Origin of the sequence: Methanoregula sp. (genome assembly GCF_049510175.1) — an archaeon.
Lineage (GTDB): Archaea > Halobacteriota > Methanomicrobia > Methanomicrobiales > Methanospirillaceae > Methanoregula.
The window spans coordinates 492,714-508,827 of sequence record NZ_JBEKZF010000001.1 but is presented as its reverse complement, the minus strand read 5'-3'; the positions used below and the strand labels follow the sequence as shown (position 1 = coordinate 508,827).

Below are 16,114 nucleotides of genomic sequence, written 5' to 3'. Positions count from 1 at the left end.
CAATTACCGAGATTGAATATGTCAGAATATTACTTTGATATAGAAACAAATTCAACTGGAGTGAGACCGGATATTGAAAATGATGAAATTTTAACAATTCAATACCAAAAAGTTACAACTGAAACGGGAGAACCAAAGGAACCATTACAAATTCTAAAATCATGGGAATCTTCTGAAAAAGAAATTTTAGAGAGATTCCACTCGATATTTATTCCAGAAAAATCATTTAATTTTATTCCTATTGGTATGAATCTTAATTTTGATCTTTTCGTACTTCATAATCGGTGGAAAAAATATGGAATAAATGTTCCTCTCATGACATTATTGTATGACCATCCGAAAATTGATATAAAACCAATCATTGTAATCCTCAATAAGGGAGAATTCAAAGGGGCTTCTTTGGAAAAATTTTGTGGAAAAGAACAAAGTGGTAAAATGGTTTCTCATTGGTATGCTATGAAGGATTATGCCAGTATTGAAAATTATATTATTAAAGAATCCGAAGCGTTCCTTCGATTTTATCAAAAGTTAAAAAATGAAATGCCTAAAATGTCTCTAATGAATAAAAAACCATAATGGATTTACCTACTATTTTCAGTTCATGCCAGAATGACTCGTGGACAAAATCCTGCATATTAATCACTGGGAACCATGTGATGAACGGCTGGCAGCATTCAAAGAAGCCGGTGCGACAGATCCATTGAATGATGAATGATTTTTTTTTCGTGAATTTTTAAAATGTACCCGGCAATTTTTTCCCGGTCTCTAAAATCCGGTCCAGCCTCCCGGGCCCGGCCCACGCAGCGAGGGGCGGACCCCCGTGCAGCAGGGATCAAACCCGGGCCGAACCCGGCCCCGCCATCCATTTCACTATTGTTATAATGTAAAAGGCGGAACGGTTATCCATGGATTACAAGGCAATCCTCACCGAATCGGCCGGGTACGCAAAGGAAGCGCTCTGGGGCAGATGGGCCCGCTGGCTCATCTTTATCATCTGCAGCCTGCCCATGGCCCTCGTCCCGTTCGTCATGGACCCGAAGAAGATCTTTACCGGCACCGCCGTCCACTGGGAGACCGTCCCCTGGGGCGAGCTTGCCGTGATCGTCGTTGTTGGTATCCTCCTCTCCTTCTTCGTGGCGGGGTACATCGTCCGGGTCTACCGGGGGGTCAGTCCCGCCCCGGAGTTCGACGACTGGGGCACGCTGTTCATTGACGGGATCAGGCTGACGGTTGTCGGCATCCTCTGGTTCATCCCGCTGATGGCAGTCCTCGCCCTCATGCTCGCCACGGCCTTCCTGGGCATGGCCGGGGGCAGGGGTGCGTCCGCGGGCCTGTGGATCGGCCTCGTGCTCGTCCTTGTCGTGATCGAGATCGCGCTGGCGGTCGTCACCGTCCTCTACAGCATCCTGGGGTCGGTCCGCTTCTCCCGCACCGGCAGCATCCTGGAAGGTATCCGGTTTACGGCGATCACGGGAACGATCCGGACGATCGGGTGGGGCAGGTACGTCATCGCCCTCGTCATCCTGATGGTCGTGGCCATTGCCTTCTTTGCCGTCATGTCAGTATTCTCCCTGGTCCCGTACGCGGGCTGGGTGGTCCAGCTCGTCCTCACCCCCCTGTATTCCATCTTCTCGGCACGGTACATCTCCCGGGTCTATGATCATGGCGTACCGCAGGCTGCAGCGCCATAACAGGCTCCCCCCTCATTTTTCGCGGGTACGCCATAACCGTTGACCAGGTGCCTTTGGGGAATTCTGCAGGGGTCCGGGATTGTCCGGGAGGATCTGCCAGGCTCGGAATATCGGTATTTTTCTCGACGACATTCTTACCAATATCAACAGGATCGATCGGTTCACGAACGGTATGACGTTGGAGCAGTTCCGGACCGATGAAAAAACCTATTTTGCCACCATCCAGTGTGTTGAGATCATCGGTGAAGCGGCAAAACATATCCCGGCATCAGTCCGTTCCGCATACCCTGAGGTTCCCTGGAATGAGATGGCAGGAATGAGGGACAACCTGATACATGCATATTTCGGGACGGCCCCTCTCACGTGTCAGGATGATCGATAAACGTTATGTCCTGAAAGATACCTTTGCTGTTTAAAGAATATTCAAAAGAGGACCACGTATGGAAGATACTACCGGATGGATCGATTATCGGGATAAAATATGTTATCCGGTCGAACGGTATCTTCTTGGCTATTCAATCCGGAACAAAGAACGCCTTATCAGTGCGATAATAAGCAATGCACTCCTGAATGAAAAGGTCGATTTTGAAGAGCTCAGGAAAATCCCTGAGGATAAGAGTTTAGAGACAATCGGTGATTTTGTTCTGGATTATGCAATAATCGAAAATTTTCCCAAAGAAGAGAGCACAACTCCCAGGGAAATCAATGATTGCCGGCAATTTTATGGAAACAATGATACTCTTCATTGGTTCTCAAAGAATTGTATGCATTTACAAAATTTCATTCTCTGGGGACCGGATGAAAGAGACAAACAAAAATGGAATTTTCCGGAGACCTATATTTTAGCGGACCGTTTCGAGATGCTTATCGGCGTGATTTATCTCGAAAAGGGCATTGATGCTGTTAAAGATTTTTTGAAAAAACAGAAATTCTTCGAAGAGATTGACAAAAAATATACGATCAAATAACAGGAAATCCGACCTCCGGGGAAGTCCCCGCGGCTGTGGGGGCGCAGTATCTGTCGTTCATGAGAAGGGCGGATTTGAGAAAAACGGGTATAAAATTCAGAATGAATTTTATGCACGGTTGATGAACATGCCTGAAGCATTTTTATGCAGCGATGCTCAAATCGCTTCGAGCCCCCCCACCTGAAGCGTCAGGCTTTTCTGCAGGACCGATAAGAAAACCGGGTTATCCGGATATGCGTTGAACCAGCACCATCTGTATAATTCATATACTCCCCAGCGCCACCCCGGATAATCCATGTCCCGCGCATTCCTCCCGGCCCCTGCTCTCTGTCTCCTCGTGCTCGGTATCCTATCAGCGGGATGCTCAAGCCCCGTCCCGCCGCAGGAGACCGGGTCCGTCCAGGTCATTTCAGTACCGCCCGGAGCAGAGGTCTATCTCGACAATGAATACCACGGAACCACGCCCGCCACCATCTCCGCGGTCCCGGCCGGCAGCCACACGGTCGGAATCCGCATGAACGGCTTCGAGCCCTGGTCGGTTCCCGTCACGATTACGAAAGGGAGCAATGAGACCATCCCTGCCCGGCTCGTGGGCCTTCCTGCCACCCTGCCGGTCACCTCTGCTACGACAGCCATCCCCGCTGCCACAAAAGCTCTCCCGCAGATCCACGTGGACGGGTACTGGACGTACCCGCAGGAGAGAGGCAGCACGACAACCCCGGTACCGCTGATCGTGCACACCGAAGCGTTCAATACCGGGTCTGCCGATGCCCGGGAAGTGACGGCCTCGGCAAATTTCTACTACGGAGGACGGATGGTCTGCTGGAACACGGTGTATCTCGGGACGCTCGCGGCCGGCGGCCATGTGGGCAGGGACACCATGGTCTCCTGCTCTCTGCCATCCGGATTTTCCGACCCGGACCTTGTTGTCCGGTTCGAGAACATTGTGGTGGCCCCGTAACACCTGCGAAGGGCTGCGGTGGCGGGAATTTTCGGACATTCTGTCCGAAGAACCCTGACGGGTTCTTCTCTTCCTCCGGGTCGAAGAATGAGAGGGTTCTTCTCCTGCCACATCTCTGATGAGATGCGGCATTCAGATGACCTGTCGGACCCATGAGCAGTACACCAGCCAGTCCCGGGGGGTGGAAACAGGCTTTTTCCCTCACAGGTTGAATTGAATGGGAGGAGAACCCCGTGAAGAACATCATCATCATCGGCATGCCCGGTGCAGGGAAGAGCACCATGGGGGTGATCCTTGCAAAAACTCTTGGGTTGAAGTTCATCGATACCGACATCGTGATACAGGAGAAGTCCGGAAGGCTCCTGCAGGACATTATTGATGGGGAGGGGCCCGCAGCATTCCTGGCAATCGAGGAAAAAACGATACTGTCGCTCCAGTGTCGCAATGCAGTCATTGCCACGGGGGGCAGCGTTGTCTTCAGCGGGAAGGCGATGGAATACCTGAAATCAGGTGGCCTCGTCATTTACCTCAGGATCTCCTTTGAAGAGATGGAAAAAAGGCTCAATAACATCACGACACGGGGCATTGTCTTGCATGCAGGCCAGGGCCTCCGTGATATGTACAACGAGAGGGTCCCGTTATACGAGCAATATGCCGACATCACCATCGATTGCTCGGACGAGCATTTCGAGGATTGCGTCAGGAACGCGATCGACAAATCCGACGAGTTCATCTGAATCCGACGGGTTCATCTGAACCCGGAGGACGAGAAGAACTCATAAGAGTTCTTCGAACCCATCAGTTAACATTGTATAAAAATGAAAATCCGGAGGACGGAAAAACCGTAATCTTTTTTTAACAGGCTGTCAAATATAAGGGGATGGTTCACCGAAAACTTCCTGCATGTCCCGTCTGCCAGCGGGAAGAGACCGTAATAATTCACGAAGAGTTGGGTAATGATGGGCATTTTTGTTTGTGTTCCGGTCCTCATGGGTGTGGTTCGACGTTTGTCCTGGATCCGGATGGTTCGGTATCGGATATCTTCTGATAGTGCCCCATACGAAAATTTCACTGAATTTTTTCGTTGATGGTGTATTTCTATCAGGATATGAGGTCTCTCTACCCGTCGCCCGAATAGGATGAGAGTAAAACGGGATACTTCTTACAGCGCCAGTTCAAATTCCTTGGACTCCCGCGAGAGGAAATATCCGAGAATCGTCCGTATGATAACAACTGCACCGAGAAGGATGATCTCCTGTTCAGAGGGTGTGATAAATGTCTTCAGTACATCAGCGGCAATAAAAAATTCCAGCCCGAAAACAAGGTAACTGGTAAATGCCCGCCTGATCTGGGTATAGGTAGTCTCTGTTTTGCGGAATTCCCGCAGGACTATAAACACCATTGCCCTGAGCCCGCCGTATATGATCAGGATTGCACCGGCAATTCCAAACAGGAGGGAAAAGAACGTGATGATGTCAGGCAATGCCAATACGTCCATGAGTGATGATCAATCGGGAAGTATTTCAAGACTCCTTTTATCAGGTTCTGTCAATCCGGTGCGGGATGAACATATCGTCAGTTCTGAAGGGTCCTGCGAGTTCCGACAGGTCTTCAGGTATCGTGCTAGGCCGGTTCGTGTTCCTGCGCACGCGTGTACACCGGATCATCAGGCACATGCACGGTTTACGTCGCACCCCGCCATTCCGGGCCACGGGATCCCATAGGATACAAGGCGCGAACTCTTATACTCGAGCGGCTAATATTATAGAACACTGTTCTATCAAATAGGCAGTACGAGAAATCATTATGTTTGGATCATCCAATTTTGGTGGAAACCGCGGCCCCCGCGACATGGGTCCCCGCGAAATGACAAAAGTAGTCTGTTCAGACTGCGGAAAAGAGTGCGAAGTACCGTTCAAGCCAACCGAGGGAAGGCCCGTCTATTGCCGGGACTGCCTGCCGAAACACCGGAAGCCCCGCTTCTAAGTGTCTTGACGGTTTATTATTTTCCTTTTTTTTAGAGCCAGCAACAAATGAGTACCGTGTTTCCCCGTGAGCGGAGCCCTTCTCCCGTACACGTGTGCCGGGCCGGGACTGCCCGACGGTTCCGGGAGGTACCGTCACCCGTTCCGGAACTTCCGGGGATCCCTCCCGTTTTAAAAAAAAGGATTCACTTCCTTCCTTTCACGACGACCAGCACCCCGAGCGCCAGTATCACGGCCGCGACCGCGGGCGAAGCCTTCTGCGCTGGCGTAGTCGCCGTTGCCACCGGTGCCTGCTGCCCGTCCAGCCACTGCGTCGCATAGCTCAGCTGGACGTCCTCGCCGGCCATGGCCCGGGCAAGGGTATCTTCATTGAGCGGGACCCGGACGGTCGGCGCAATCCCGCCGGTAAGGGACGCATTGCTGTCGACCTGGATGCTGCCGGTCTGGTCGAGCGATGCCCCGTCAGGGAAGAACACGTACATGCCGAGCGGCAGGACTGCCTGGACGTTGTTCATGCCGAACGCCCCGTTGGTCCCGTACCAGGAGACGATCGCACCGGTGCCGGAGCGGGTGAAAATATTCGGGAGACCCTCGCCGGAGCTGATCGTGTCCGGGGAGACGAGCACCGCGACCGGCCCGTCATACCGGCTTGTCTGCGGCTGCGTCCAGGCCTCTGATACGATCGTGAACCTGCGGGAGCCGGGATCGTATTTCGTGGCATACTCGTAGAAGACCGGCTTGTCCACGAACCACCCGGCAAAGCAGGACGCGATGTTGTCATCCCCGCCGCTGTTGTACCGGAGGTCGATCACCACACCGGGGGATTTGTTCGCGATCGCGGAGAGCATCGCAGCCTTAAACGGCTCGTACACCTCGTACGATTCATGGTAGATCGCGATGTACGTGTACCCGCCCGGCAGCGTCCGGTACGTGAGCGTATCATTGCTGATCTGCGGCTGGATATCGGTCAGGCGGTTCACAGCGCCGATATCGTTGACCTGTTTCCCGAGGAAGATGGTGCTCTTCTCCAGGCTGTCGTACCCGTCATCGTATGCCGTGAGGCTCAGGGTCCGCGGGTGATGGACGGCACCGTACGTCACCTTGACGGTCACCGGTGTTCCCACCGGGGCCCGGGTCAGGAGCCGGGCCTGCTGGACCTGTATCGCTTCGGCCGTGGAGGGCTTCTTCACCGCCCAGATGTACGGCGTGGCGTTCATGGCCTCGTGGATCTCCTTCCCGTTCCATCCGGTCACTTCATCGCCGGGCCTGATTCCCGCAGTCTCCGCTGCGCTGCCATTCGCAACATAACTCACGATCACCGTGCCGGAGTCCAGCCGGGTTAAGGCAATCCCGTAGCCCCCGCCGATATCGGCATACTTTGCCCCGAAGTCTCCTTCGGTATCCAGCACGTCCACGTGCCCGTCCGGGATCGCGACCAGGTATCCCCGGAGGGCCCGGTAATACGCGGCCCTGTCCTGGTTCTTCTCGGCAGCGCTGATCGCAGGCGCGTACGCTGCATAGAGTGCATCGAAGTCAACGGACCGCCACTCTTTGAAGGCATATCGTTCCCTGATGAGGTTATGGAACGAGAGGAACGCCCCGCTCCACGACCGGTTGCTGTAATCCGCGAGCGGTGTCTCGTTCGCCGCAACCGGCGCAAAGGCGGCGATCAGTTCCTCAGTGTACGCGGTCTCGTTGTTCCGCTCGAACGGGACGCAGCTGTCCTTCCAGACCATCCCGCAGCCCGGGCAGCTGGCAGCACCGGCAGCCGCCACCGGCAGGACCGTGGCGGTAAGGAGGACGAGAAGGACACAAAAAACAAGGATACGGGCGTTCATGCGGTACTCTCCTCTCTCAGGCTGGCAGCAGCACTCATGGTATTCCTGTATTTACCGGAGGGGTATTTAGTGGATACCCTCATCCGCCATACTGCGGGATTGTCCGTGGAGCGTACATATGGCGGGGATGGGTGCACGGCCGGCCCCTTCAGGTAACCATGAATAGTCCCGTGACACACCCTTATTCCGGTATGTCTGCACCAGGATCCCGCTGGTTCCCGCCGGGAAAGACGCTCGGGGGGGAACTTGGCCTCGCCATGAAACGGGTCGCAGCCTTCGGCGTCGTCTATCCCGCGGGGTATGAGCAGGCGCTCGTCGGGAAGTACTCCCGGGAGGGGGTCCTCTACCCCCACATCCTCATCATCCTCGGGCAGCCGCGGATCAACCACCATTTCTTCTATCCCCGTGCGCTCGGACGGACCGGCAGGCTCCTCGATTACGGGTGCGGCACCGGGGATAATATCCGGCAGTTGATCCGTGACGGGTTTCCCCGGGAGAGGATCACCGCGTTCGACATCAACCGGGCAAGCATCGACCTCGGCTTCGACCTGTACCGTGACCGGGAGGAGATGCAGGACCTCTTCAGCATTTCCGGCACGTTCCCGTACGGGCCGGCGGAGTTCGGCATGGTGTATTCCGCCTCGGTTGTCCACGTGATCGCCGATGAGGGGGAGTTCAGGACATATCTTTCGAATGCCTGGTCTGCCCTCCGGCCCGGCGGGATCCTCTTTGGCTCCACGCTGGGGCTGGCGGAGGGGGCGGTCAGGTCTCCGGATGGACGGGGGCCGCCGCGGGAGCAGCTGGCCGGTGAGCTGGCCGTCGCCGGGTTCAGGCACCCCGAAATCGTCCAGCGCTATCACGTCCCGCATGATGTCCCCGGCGACAAGGACAACATGTGCGTCTTTGAATTCTGCACGGAAAAGCCGGCGTAAGACCGGAAGGGACCGGCGGTCTCCCCGGGCGGCCGGTCCGGCCATCGACGCCGGAACCCCTGCTGCACATCCTTCACCGCAGCTCATAAATATCCCCTGCTCCCCTATGCTCCCATGGTGATACCATGCCGGAACTGGAAATCAACAAGGCAACAACCGCCCTCGTCGTCATCGACCTGCAGAAGGGCATCGCGGGCCGGCCCACGGAGCCGCATGCCGCACAGGACGTGGTCAGGAACGCCGCGTTGCTCGTGCAGGCGTTCCGGAAGAACGGGATGCCGGTCTTCCTCGTGCATGTCATACATGCACCGGAGACGATGCTGAAAGTACCGACCGACACGTCCTTTCCCCGGCCACCGGTCATGCCCCCGGACTGGTCGGAGTTCGTCCCGGCAATCGCGCCGGTCCCGTCCGATATCGTGATCGCAAAGAAGCAGTGGGGGGCGTTCTACGGCACCGACCTCGAACTCCAGCTCCGGAGGCGGGGGATGGACACGATCGTGCTCTGCGGGATCTCCACGGAGTACGGGGTCGAGAGCACGGCCCGGTTCGCCTACGAGTACGGCTTCCGGCAGGTCTTTGCGGAAGACGCGATGTCCTCGGCGTCGGCCGAGTCGCACCACGCGGCGGTAAATTTCATCTTTAAAAGGATGGGCAGGGTCCGGAAGACCGGTGAGATACTCAGGGCGATAGGGTAACCGCGTGATCTCTCCTTTTTGCCAGCTCCCCTGCGCTGCCCGGCACCCCGGGCGATCCATCGCCGGTAAAAGAGAGAGCAGCGATGAGTGACGGGGGCCGGGAGGCTGGCCGCCATCCGGCCCGTTTACGGTACCCCGGATTTTCCGCACCTACCGTACGATCACCTCTTTTTCTCCCCTGAAATACGCCATCTGTTCCAGGTACACCATGAACAGGTACCCGGCAAGGATGCCGATCACGATGCCGGCCAGGTGAAGGGAGATGCTCACGGTCCGTGTCGAGTTTGCCAGCCGCTCCGGGAAGAGGTTCCAGACAAAGTACAGGAAGATGGCAGCGATCGCGATGGTGAGGAGCCGGGAAGGCCAGGAGAATTCCTGCATCACGCGATATAAATCCCTGAACTGGTGCCGATAAGCAAGGGCGGCAAGCACCAGCATGCCGGTCACGGCCGCGAGGCCGTACAGGAGCGGGGAGCCCGTCCCCGTGCGGTACAGGAGCATGTAGCGTGCGATGATCCCCGCGGACATGGCCAGGATACCGACAAGCACAACGCCGTAATAGCTGCGCATGCTCCTCCCGGACGTCCTCTCCAGGTACATCAGCCAGAAGAGGAGCAGCAGCCCTGCAAGTGCCGAATCGATGCCGGAGAGGCCGGCATAATAGCTCGTTGTCGCATTGAAGACGGCAAAGCATGCACCGAAGATGAGAAAGATGACGACGATCACCTTGGTCAGGACGAGGTACAGCCGTTTCCGGTTGACGATCGTTGCCAGCACGAGGCCGTAGATGGCGATCAGCAGGTACGCGGTCACGTTCCCGAGGAAATGATCGAAGTTCAGGTGGACGAACGACGACGTGAAGAGCTGGTAGACATGGAAGTCCTGCAGGTCGACCTGCAGGCCTGAACGGAACGACGGGTAGACGGAGACGAGATACTCGATGGCGATCGTGATTGCCGGGATGATGAGCACGATCGCGAGATAGAAGGAGAAGAGCCGGAGGTTGACCGTTGATCGGAAGTCGCTATACTTCTGGATAAGGTTCATGGTACGCAGCCGGTCTTTTCCCTTCCCTGATCCATACATCGGTCCCCGGGGGATAAAAGAGAGGATCATACGATAAACGCGGGGGGAGTTCCCGGGTACGGCCGGCCGCAGGGCGATGACGGGGCTGCCGGGTTTCCCGGTGACGGCGGGTACCCCGCCCGGGCACCGGGCTTCGCCAATACGGAGAGTCCACCAAAAACCGCCCTATCCGATGGTATTACCATCCGGATTGCCGGGGTGCTCCCGGTCCCCGCTTACCGGCCTTTCGCGCTGTCGTACCCGCACCGCTTGCAGCGGTAGCTGCCGTCGGGCTTCCGGACGATATTGGGGTCCTGGCACTGCTCGCAGATCGGACGGTCGTGTTTTACCCGCGTGGCCGGGGGTTGTTTATCCATGGGGATTGATTGCCGGGTTCCTATAAAGATATACCGCAGGCCTGTGCCGGGCCTTTCACCCGGACCGGGATCGCGTGAATAATCAGGAAGCGGTGATCCTGGACGGGCAGGAACCTCGCTGCGCATGATTTTTTTAAAAAGATCGGAAAAATATATTATCTCATGAACATATTACCGAATAATAAATTATTATGGGGGAGTTATTATATGGCGGATGAAAAAGGCTCGATCAAGGTGATCTCCAATCCAGGCGGGGCAAAGATCCTGCTCGGGTATAACAACAAGACTGAGGAAATCGTTCCAGCAACACCGTACACGATTGCTGATAGAGATCCAGGGACCTATACGGTATATGTCACCATAGACGATGTCTCGAATTCAAAAGAAGTAAAAGTTGAATCGGGATCGGAAACTACGGTAGAAATAACAATATTTACCAAAGAGATCAAGAAAGAAATCCACCACATCTGCTTTTATACCATTATTTTTAGTTTTATCCTCGCTGCTATAGCCGTCCTTACGGAACTGGTTGTCCTGCGTACTTTCAGTACTATTCCTTCACTCGATCCGCTGTTCAAGGAACTTATTTTTATTGGCTGCGCAGGGGGACTCGGCGGCCTCGCTTACAACATGTACGTGTATACCGACCATATTGGCCGGGAGGAGGATTTCCGGGTGGAGTTCGCATCTTCGTATTACCTCCGCCCGTTCATCGGCATCCTCTATGGCGTTTTCGTCTTCTTTCTTGTTGCCGGGGGTCTCATGACCTTATCATCAGGCGGATCGGCAACTACTAACGGCCTGTATACCCAGCAGTCTGTCATGTTCTATGTTGCCCTGTCCTTCCTTGCCGGATATGGTGAAGAGCCGGTCTCCATCAATCTGAAGGCCCTGGCAGAAGCCATGTTCAAGGAACCACCGGCAGACGATAAATCCACAACGACCATAACACCGAATAAATAGCCAGGATAGGGCCGGCGGGAATATTCTCCCGCCGGTTTTCTGATGAACGGCACGTCAGGTCGAAAATTCCCTATGGGAATTTTCTCCAACTTGCCCTTCTGATGAACGGTGGTCAGGTTGAGAATATCCGTTTGGATATTCTCCTGCCGGCTTTGCTGATGAACGGCATGTCAGGTCGAAAATTCCCCGCGGGAATTTTCTCCAGCCCGCCCTTCTGATGAACGGCGGTCTTGTGAAAAATCCCTGCGAAAATTCTGCCGCTGGCTTTGCTGATGAACGGCATGTCAAGTCGAAAATTCCCCGCGGGAATTTTCTCCAGCCCGCCCTTCTGATGAACGGCGGTCTTGTGAAAAATCCCTGCGAAAATTCTGCCGCTGGCTTTGCTGATGAACGGCATGTCAGGTCGAAAATTCCCTGTGGGAATTTTCTCCAATCTGCCCTTCTGATGAACGGCAGATTTCCTACATCTTCGACTGGTCGCGGGGGGGCGCCGTGCCGTGGACCCCGGGGCCCTTCGCACCGAGGCCGAGCATCGGGTCACGCTTCTTCTTCCTGTGCTCCCCGTCGTCCGGAGCCGCTGCCGGCACCTTCGCGAGGAAACAGTCGACCGGGTCCCGGTCGCCGGGACAGGTCCTTGCCCTGAACTCCTCGCACTCTGCGCAGGTCGGCACCTGGGTGGGCAGCAGCGAGGGGAAGTGGTTTTTCCAGAGGGTGGGATCGATCTTGCCCTGTTCGAGAAAACGCTGGATATGCCGCGCCGTATATTTCATGCTCATACCATACGCGCTGGATCCTCATATGCCCTTCTTTCATGGCAGGGGGGAGGCCGGGCGGTGCTCCTGCAGGTACCAGCCGGTGCAGACCGGTACGAGGAAGGTCACGGCATAGGAGACGAGCACATCGGGCTGGTAATACGCAGCGGGATGGAAGAGCAGGACGATGAAGAGATCATCAAGGACGACCGCGATCGCCGTCCAGGCCACCGCCAGCTGCACGAAGTACGACAGCGGGAGGCTGCGGCGGGAGAACCACCGGAAGGTCACGAAGACCATCACCGGCGTCAGGCAGACGAAGAGGACCCAGCCCATGACCGGGGCAAAGGGCGTGAGGAACAGGACGATGCCGAGGATATAACCGATCAGCCAGAAGGCAAGGCCAAGGCCGGCGGCATCTCCGAGCAACGGGTTCATGGAAAGGTATCATCCCGCGGGGAAATTGACGTTTTCGGAATTGTTCAGCCATCCCTCCGATCCCTCAGGATCTCCGCGAGGAACGCCGGCCCGTACATCTCCCGCCTGATCCCGCCCACGCCAAAGACCGTCCCGAACCCGGCCAGGTCGCACGGCCGGCGGGAGGCCATCTCCCGCAGGCTCCGGTCGGGGAAGATCACGTACGGCGGCACGCCGTTCTTATCCGCGATCTCCCTGCGCAGCGCCTTCAGGCGCAGGAACAGGTCCCCATCACCCGGGTCCAGCGGGGCCGGCGCGTGCGCCGCCGCCTTCGCAGCGCCGGGCTCCGGTACCGGGAGCATCACGCGGCAGCGGCCCTTCAGGAGCTCGCCGGACCGTACCGTGCACCGGATCACCGGGTACGTGTCGCCGGCCCGGGCCAGGAACCCCTGCCGGACGAGTTCGTTGATCCAGATGCGGTACTGGGCCTTGCTGTACTTCTTCCCGGTCCCGTAGGAGGGCAGGGCAGCAAGCCCGTACTCCTGGATCTTCTTACCCCGCGAGCCCCGGAGCACATCGGCAATCAGCTCGATCCCGAAGTCCTGGGGCAGCTGCTGCACGCAGGAGGCGATCGTTTTCGCCGCATCCGTGCAGTCCACCATGTCGGGAGGATGGTCGCAGGTATCGCACGACCCGCAGTTCTCCTGCGGGTACTCCTCCCCGAAGTACCTGAGCAGGAATTTCCGGCGGCAGCCGGTCGTCTCGCAGTAGTCCGCCATCTCCTGCAGTTTCTTTAAGGCAATCCTCACCTGCCGGCCACCGGTATCGTCGTGTTCCAGCATGGCGCGGACGCGTCCGTAGTCGCCCCTGCTGTAGAGGAGGACGCACTCGCTGTACTGGCCGTCCCGGCCGGCCCGGCCCGTCTCCTGGTAATAGCCCTCGAGGGTCTTGGGCAGGTCGTAGTGGATCACGAACCGCACATCGGGCTTGTCGATGCCCATCCCGAACGCGACCGTGGCGCAGACCACCTGCACCCGGTCCCTGATGAACGCCTCCTGCACCTCCTCCCGCACCTGCTTCGAGAGCCCGGCATGGTAGGCGAGCGCCAAAAAGCCGCGTTTCCTGAGCTCCCCCGCCACCTCTTCCGTCTCCTCCCGGGAGAGGCAGTAGACGATCCCCGAGTCCCCGCGGTGCTGCCCGAGGTAGTCCATTAAGAAGACGAGAGGGTTCTTCTTCAAAACGACACGGTACCGGAGGTTGGTGCGGTTGAAGCTGCCGACGAACTCCCGTGCACTCTCAAGCCCCAGCTGCTGCCGGATGTCCCGGCGGACCTCGGGGACTGCGGTTGCGGTCAGGGCGATGAGGGGGATGCCCGGGAAATACTCCCGGAGCTTTACGAGCTGCCGGTACTCCGGCCGGAAGTTGTGCCCCCACTCCGAGATGCAGTGCGCCTCGTCGATCGCGATCAGCCGGACCGGGGTGAGGGAGAGCGAGGACAGGAAGTGGGGCTGCATGCACTTCTCTGGCGAGATGAAGAGGAGCCGGAGCCGGCCGTCCGAGAGCCCCGCCTCGAGCCTGACCCGCTCGCGGTACTCGAGCGTGCTGTTCCAGGCCGCGGCCGGGATCCCCCGGGCGTTCAGGTCATCGACCTGGTCCTTCATCAGCGAGATCAGGGGGGAGATGACGAGCGTGAGGCCGCCGAGGTACAGGGCCGGCAGCTGGTAGCAGAGCGACTTGCCGCCGCCCGTCGCCATGATCGCGAGGGTGTCGTGGCCGGCAAGGACGGAGCCGATGATCTCCTCCTGGTACGGCAGGAAGGCGGAGGAGCCCCAGTACTTGTGCAGGAGTTCGCTGGTCGTGACCATAGTTTGAACGGGTACGCTAATGACGGGAAAATACTGCCTCAGAATACGCCGGCCGTCGAGAAGAATTCTTTGGTAAGAGTCCATTCTCACCGGATTCATCAGAGATGCATTCGGTCGTTACTGTCGGATACCGGAGGTTACCAGGAAATGTCCCAATAACAGCCGTTGCTGTGTCTGGACTTCCAGACCCGCCTGTTCAAACATGTTTCGTACCTCATTTTTATTGCGAATCTGGCCATGACCGCGATGAACAGATCTTAAAAAGAAGGGGAGAGGTGCCATATCAGCGAGAAAGAACTGGCCCCCGGGACGCAAGATACGCCTGATCTCACGTATACCCTGGAGCTGGTCTGACCAGTGATGAAAAGAAGTAGTACTGAAAACGAGATCGACAGAAGTATCAGGGAGCGGGATTGATTCGGCAGGGCAGATCATAAATGAAGAATCCGGCATCATCTGCCGGGCTTTTTTCACCATACCTTCAGCCGGATCAACCCCAATCAGCCGTGCAGAGGGCCAGCGTTCCCTGATTTTTCGTAATAGTCTGCCAGTTCCGCATCCGACATCCACTATGTCTCCGGGAGCAGATTTCACACTGACTAACCTGAGGACTCCTTTATGGACCCGATCGAAATACAGGTATTGAAACCATGAATCCTCATAGGTGCCTGACCAGGAATTAAATTTCTCAACATCCTCGGTGACATGCATATCCGCTAACCTCAGGAGGGATTGCCCGTAAGCAATTTAGTTATTTTCCCGGCAAGGTCATGTAAGTAACCGGGGTATTATATCTGAACCACAGGTTTTATGGCGCTGCCCCCTGAATCCACTAAGGAGAGATATGGCCAGAAAATGCGGCAGCTGTGGTGTCCCTGCTCCTGACGAGGGGTCGAAGTTCTGCAACCGGTGCGGGTCGGCGATCGTGGACGAGCCGGCACCGCAGTTTGTAGTCTGCAGCACGTGCGGCGCGAAGGTTGCCGACCCGGAGGCACAGTTCTGCGACAAGTGCGGGGGACCGATCCGGAAGACGATCGCCTGCCCGGCCTGCGGGAACAAGGCTGTCGATGAGAACTCGAAGTTCTGCACCCGGTGCGGCACGACGTTCGTAAAGCCGGGCACCTGTCCCGGGTGCGGCTCGCCCATCCCCGATGAACGGTCAGTCTTCTGCGAACGGTGCGGTGCATCGCTCCGGCGTGCGGGACCGGCAGCCGCTCCTGTCGTTGTCATTACCAAGAAGAGGACCTCCCTGCCGGTGCAGGAAGAAACGGATGCCGGCTGGAACCCGTGGAGCGACGGGAGCCCGGATGGCGATGCCCGGCCTCCTGCCCCGCAGGAAGACCAGTACGCCGGCCCGCCACCCGCTGCCGAAGAAGAGGCATCCCGGGCCCCGCAGGTCCGCGTACCCCAGAAGAAATATTCCCACCTCCCCTTCATCGCCGACGAGCTGAAAGACGCAAAAACCCCGTATACGGGTCCCGGTGAGCCCCCCGGACCCTCAAAAAAGGAACGCCCTGCAAAGAGGGGCGTCCTCGGTTTCCTTAAACGGTAGAGCATGCACAACGCCTGGCACGCGATACACCCGAAAGCGTATAACTGCCT

21 protein-coding genes are annotated in these 16,114 nt (G+C 56.9%); 11 read left to right on the top strand and 10 right to left on the bottom strand.

Features of this window, described 5'->3' with window-relative positions:
• The first annotated feature begins 18 nt into the window (after positions 1-18).
• The 6 genes from ABSG49_RS02650 (at position 19) to ABSG49_RS02625 (ending at position 4,357) form a co-directional block, all read left to right on the top strand.
• A complete protein-coding gene (locus ABSG49_RS02650; RefSeq protein ID WP_424024547.1) occupies positions 19-576 on the top strand; it encodes a 3'-5' exonuclease family protein in 558 nt (185 codons plus the stop codon).
• Positions 577-905: 329 nt separating this feature from the next.
• Complete coding sequence (locus ABSG49_RS02645) at positions 906-1,691, top strand: DUF4013 domain-containing protein (RefSeq protein WP_424024546.1); 786 nt, start codon at positions 906-908, stop codon at positions 1,689-1,691.
• Between the two features lie 79 nt (positions 1,692-1,770).
• Positions 1,771-2,073: a HepT-like ribonuclease domain-containing protein gene (locus ABSG49_RS02640; RefSeq protein ID WP_424024545.1), complete on the top strand. Its 303-nt coding sequence runs from the start codon at positions 1,771-1,773 to the stop codon at positions 2,071-2,073.
• A 58-nt stretch (positions 2,074-2,131) separates the two neighbouring features.
• On the top strand, positions 2,132-2,659 hold the full coding sequence (locus ABSG49_RS02635) for a ribonuclease III domain-containing protein (protein ID WP_424024544.1): 528 nt from the start codon (positions 2,132-2,134) through the stop codon (positions 2,657-2,659).
• A gap of 295 nt (positions 2,660-2,954) precedes the next feature.
• Positions 2,955-3,620 (top strand): PEGA domain-containing protein, encoded by a 666-nt coding sequence (locus ABSG49_RS02630; RefSeq protein WP_424024543.1) that lies wholly within the window; start codon positions 2,955-2,957, stop codon positions 3,618-3,620.
• A 233-nt stretch (positions 3,621-3,853) separates the two neighbouring features.
• Complete coding sequence (locus ABSG49_RS02625; protein WP_424024542.1) at positions 3,854-4,357, top strand: shikimate kinase; 504 nt, start codon at positions 3,854-3,856, stop codon at positions 4,355-4,357.
• A 425-nt stretch (positions 4,358-4,782) separates the two neighbouring features.
• Here ABSG49_RS02625 and ABSG49_RS02620 read toward each other — a convergent pair whose 3' ends face one another.
• Positions 4,783-5,118, bottom strand: coding sequence for a DUF1622 domain-containing protein (locus ABSG49_RS02620; RefSeq protein WP_424024541.1), 336 nt, complete (start codon positions 5,116-5,118; stop codon positions 4,783-4,785).
• Positions 5,119-5,158: 40 nt separating this feature from the next.
• A complete protein-coding gene (locus ABSG49_RS02615) occupies positions 5,159-5,287 on the bottom strand; it encodes a hypothetical protein (RefSeq protein WP_424024540.1) in 129 nt (42 codons plus the stop codon).
• Between the two features lie 139 nt (positions 5,288-5,426).
• Here ABSG49_RS02615 and ABSG49_RS02610 point away from each other — a divergent pair, with 139 nt between their 5' ends.
• Complete coding sequence (locus ABSG49_RS02610) at positions 5,427-5,606, top strand: CxxC-x17-CxxC domain-containing protein (RefSeq protein ID WP_424024539.1); 180 nt, start codon at positions 5,427-5,429, stop codon at positions 5,604-5,606.
• Between the two features lie 184 nt (positions 5,607-5,790).
• Here the strand turns inward: ABSG49_RS02610 and ABSG49_RS02605 are convergent, their stop codons facing one another.
• The gene (locus ABSG49_RS02605; RefSeq protein ID WP_424024538.1) at positions 5,791-7,443 is read right to left on the bottom strand and encodes a S41 family peptidase; all 1,653 of its coding nucleotides are present in this window, start codon (positions 7,441-7,443) and stop codon (positions 5,791-5,793) included.
• A gap of 191 nt (positions 7,444-7,634) precedes the next feature.
• On the opposite strand from ABSG49_RS02605, the gene ABSG49_RS02600 reads away from it, so the two are divergent.
• Both ABSG49_RS02600 and ABSG49_RS02595 read left to right on the top strand, forming a co-directional pair.
• Entirely contained in the window at positions 7,635-8,375 is a 741-nt protein-coding gene (locus ABSG49_RS02600) for a class I SAM-dependent methyltransferase (RefSeq protein WP_424024537.1), read from the top strand.
• A 125-nt stretch (positions 8,376-8,500) separates the two neighbouring features.
• Complete coding sequence (locus ABSG49_RS02595; protein ID WP_424024536.1) at positions 8,501-9,073, top strand: hydrolase; 573 nt, start codon at positions 8,501-8,503, stop codon at positions 9,071-9,073.
• Between the two features lie 150 nt (positions 9,074-9,223).
• On the opposite strand, the gene ABSG49_RS02590 is transcribed toward ABSG49_RS02595, so the two are convergent.
• Positions 9,224-10,159, bottom strand: coding sequence for a rhomboid family protein (locus tag ABSG49_RS02590; RefSeq protein WP_424024535.1), 936 nt, complete (start codon positions 10,157-10,159; stop codon positions 9,224-9,226).
• Between the two features lie 215 nt (positions 10,160-10,374).
• Positions 10,375-10,515 carry a hypothetical protein gene (locus tag ABSG49_RS02585; RefSeq protein WP_424024534.1) on the bottom strand — a complete coding sequence of 47 codons (141 nt, stop codon included), beginning with the start codon at positions 10,513-10,515 and terminating at the stop codon, positions 10,375-10,377.
• 207 nt (positions 10,516-10,722) lie between these two features.
• Between ABSG49_RS02585 and ABSG49_RS02580 the strand changes: the two genes are divergently transcribed.
• Positions 10,723-11,478, top strand: coding sequence for a peptidase associated/transthyretin-like domain-containing protein (locus ABSG49_RS02580; protein ID WP_424024533.1), 756 nt, complete (start codon positions 10,723-10,725; stop codon positions 11,476-11,478).
• Between the two features lie 112 nt (positions 11,479-11,590).
• Here the strand turns inward: ABSG49_RS02580 and ABSG49_RS02575 are convergent, their stop codons facing one another.
• The 5 genes from ABSG49_RS02575 to ABSG49_RS02555 form a co-directional block, all read right to left on the bottom strand.
• On the bottom strand, positions 11,591-11,875 hold the full coding sequence (locus ABSG49_RS02575) for a hypothetical protein (RefSeq protein WP_424024532.1): 285 nt from the start codon (positions 11,873-11,875) through the stop codon (positions 11,591-11,593).
• A 64-nt stretch (positions 11,876-11,939) separates the two neighbouring features.
• Positions 11,940-12,248 (bottom strand): hypothetical protein, encoded by a 309-nt coding sequence (locus ABSG49_RS02570; protein ID WP_424024531.1) that lies wholly within the window; start codon positions 12,246-12,248, stop codon positions 11,940-11,942.
• Positions 12,249-12,287: 39 nt separating this feature from the next.
• A complete protein-coding gene (locus tag ABSG49_RS02565) occupies positions 12,288-12,668 on the bottom strand; it encodes a hypothetical protein (RefSeq protein WP_424024530.1) in 381 nt (126 codons plus the stop codon).
• 44 nt (positions 12,669-12,712) lie between these two features.
• The gene (gene recQ / locus ABSG49_RS02560; protein WP_424024529.1) at positions 12,713-14,512 is read right to left on the bottom strand and encodes a DNA helicase RecQ; all 1,800 of its coding nucleotides are present in this window, start codon (positions 14,510-14,512) and stop codon (positions 12,713-12,715) included.
• A 117-nt stretch (positions 14,513-14,629) separates the two neighbouring features.
• The gene (locus ABSG49_RS02555; protein ID WP_424024528.1) at positions 14,630-15,223 is read right to left on the bottom strand and encodes a class I SAM-dependent methyltransferase; all 594 of its coding nucleotides are present in this window, start codon (positions 15,221-15,223) and stop codon (positions 14,630-14,632) included.
• A 133-nt stretch (positions 15,224-15,356) separates the two neighbouring features.
• On the opposite strand from ABSG49_RS02555, the gene ABSG49_RS02550 reads away from it, so the two are divergent.
• Positions 15,357-16,064, top strand: a complete 708-nt coding sequence (locus tag ABSG49_RS02550; RefSeq protein ID WP_424024527.1) for a zinc ribbon domain-containing protein — start codon at positions 15,357-15,359, stop codon at positions 16,062-16,064.
• Positions 16,065-16,114: the final 50 nt, after the last annotated feature.

What these genes read in the sequence shown, in the direction of transcription:
- ABSG49_RS02585 (WP_424024534.1), bottom strand. Translation starts at nt 10,515, where the DNA reads ATGGATAAACAACCCCCGGCCACGCGGGTAAAACACGACCGTCCGATC.
- ABSG49_RS02615 (WP_424024540.1), bottom strand. Translation starts at nt 5,287, where the DNA reads ATGATCCGGTGTACACGCGTGCGCAGGAACACGAACCGGCCTAGCACG.
- ABSG49_RS02570 (WP_424024531.1), bottom strand. Translation starts at nt 12,248, where the DNA reads ATGAAATATACGGCGCGGCATATCCAGCGTTTTCTCGAACAGGGCAAG.
- ABSG49_RS02650 (WP_424024547.1), top strand. Translation starts at nt 19, where the DNA reads ATGTCAGAATATTACTTTGATATAGAAACAAATTCAACTGGAGTGAGA.
- ABSG49_RS02605 (WP_424024538.1), bottom strand. Translation starts at nt 7,443, where the DNA reads ATGAACGCCCGTATCCTTGTTTTTTGTGTCCTTCTCGTCCTCCTTACC.
- ABSG49_RS02575 (WP_424024532.1), bottom strand. Translation starts at nt 11,875, where the DNA reads ATGCCGTTCATCAGCAAAGCCAGCGGCAGAATTTTCGCAGGGATTTTT.
- ABSG49_RS02610 (WP_424024539.1), top strand. Translation starts at nt 5,427, where the DNA reads ATGTTTGGATCATCCAATTTTGGTGGAAACCGCGGCCCCCGCGACATG.
- ABSG49_RS02645 (WP_424024546.1), top strand. Translation starts at nt 906, where the DNA reads ATGGATTACAAGGCAATCCTCACCGAATCGGCCGGGTACGCAAAGGAA.
- ABSG49_RS02595 (WP_424024536.1), top strand. Translation starts at nt 8,501, where the DNA reads ATGCCGGAACTGGAAATCAACAAGGCAACAACCGCCCTCGTCGTCATC.
- ABSG49_RS02565 (WP_424024530.1), bottom strand. Translation starts at nt 12,668, where the DNA reads ATGAACCCGTTGCTCGGAGATGCCGCCGGCCTTGGCCTTGCCTTCTGG.
- ABSG49_RS02555 (WP_424024528.1), bottom strand. Translation starts at nt 15,223, where the DNA reads ATGCATGTCACCGAGGATGTTGAGAAATTTAATTCCTGGTCAGGCACC.
- ABSG49_RS02580 (WP_424024533.1), top strand. Translation starts at nt 10,723, where the DNA reads ATGGCGGATGAAAAAGGCTCGATCAAGGTGATCTCCAATCCAGGCGGG.
- ABSG49_RS02600 (WP_424024537.1), top strand. Translation starts at nt 7,635, where the DNA reads ATGTCTGCACCAGGATCCCGCTGGTTCCCGCCGGGAAAGACGCTCGGG.
- ABSG49_RS02550 (WP_424024527.1), top strand. Translation starts at nt 15,357, where the DNA reads ATGGCCAGAAAATGCGGCAGCTGTGGTGTCCCTGCTCCTGACGAGGGG.
- ABSG49_RS02590 (WP_424024535.1), bottom strand. Translation starts at nt 10,159, where the DNA reads ATGTATGGATCAGGGAAGGGAAAAGACCGGCTGCGTACCATGAACCTT.
- ABSG49_RS02630 (WP_424024543.1), top strand. Translation starts at nt 2,955, where the DNA reads ATGTCCCGCGCATTCCTCCCGGCCCCTGCTCTCTGTCTCCTCGTGCTC.
- recQ (WP_424024529.1), bottom strand. Translation starts at nt 14,512, where the DNA reads ATGGTCACGACCAGCGAACTCCTGCACAAGTACTGGGGCTCCTCCGCC.
- ABSG49_RS02635 (WP_424024544.1), top strand. Translation starts at nt 2,132, where the DNA reads ATGGAAGATACTACCGGATGGATCGATTATCGGGATAAAATATGTTAT.
- ABSG49_RS02620 (WP_424024541.1), bottom strand. Translation starts at nt 5,118, where the DNA reads ATGGACGTATTGGCATTGCCTGACATCATCACGTTCTTTTCCCTCCTG.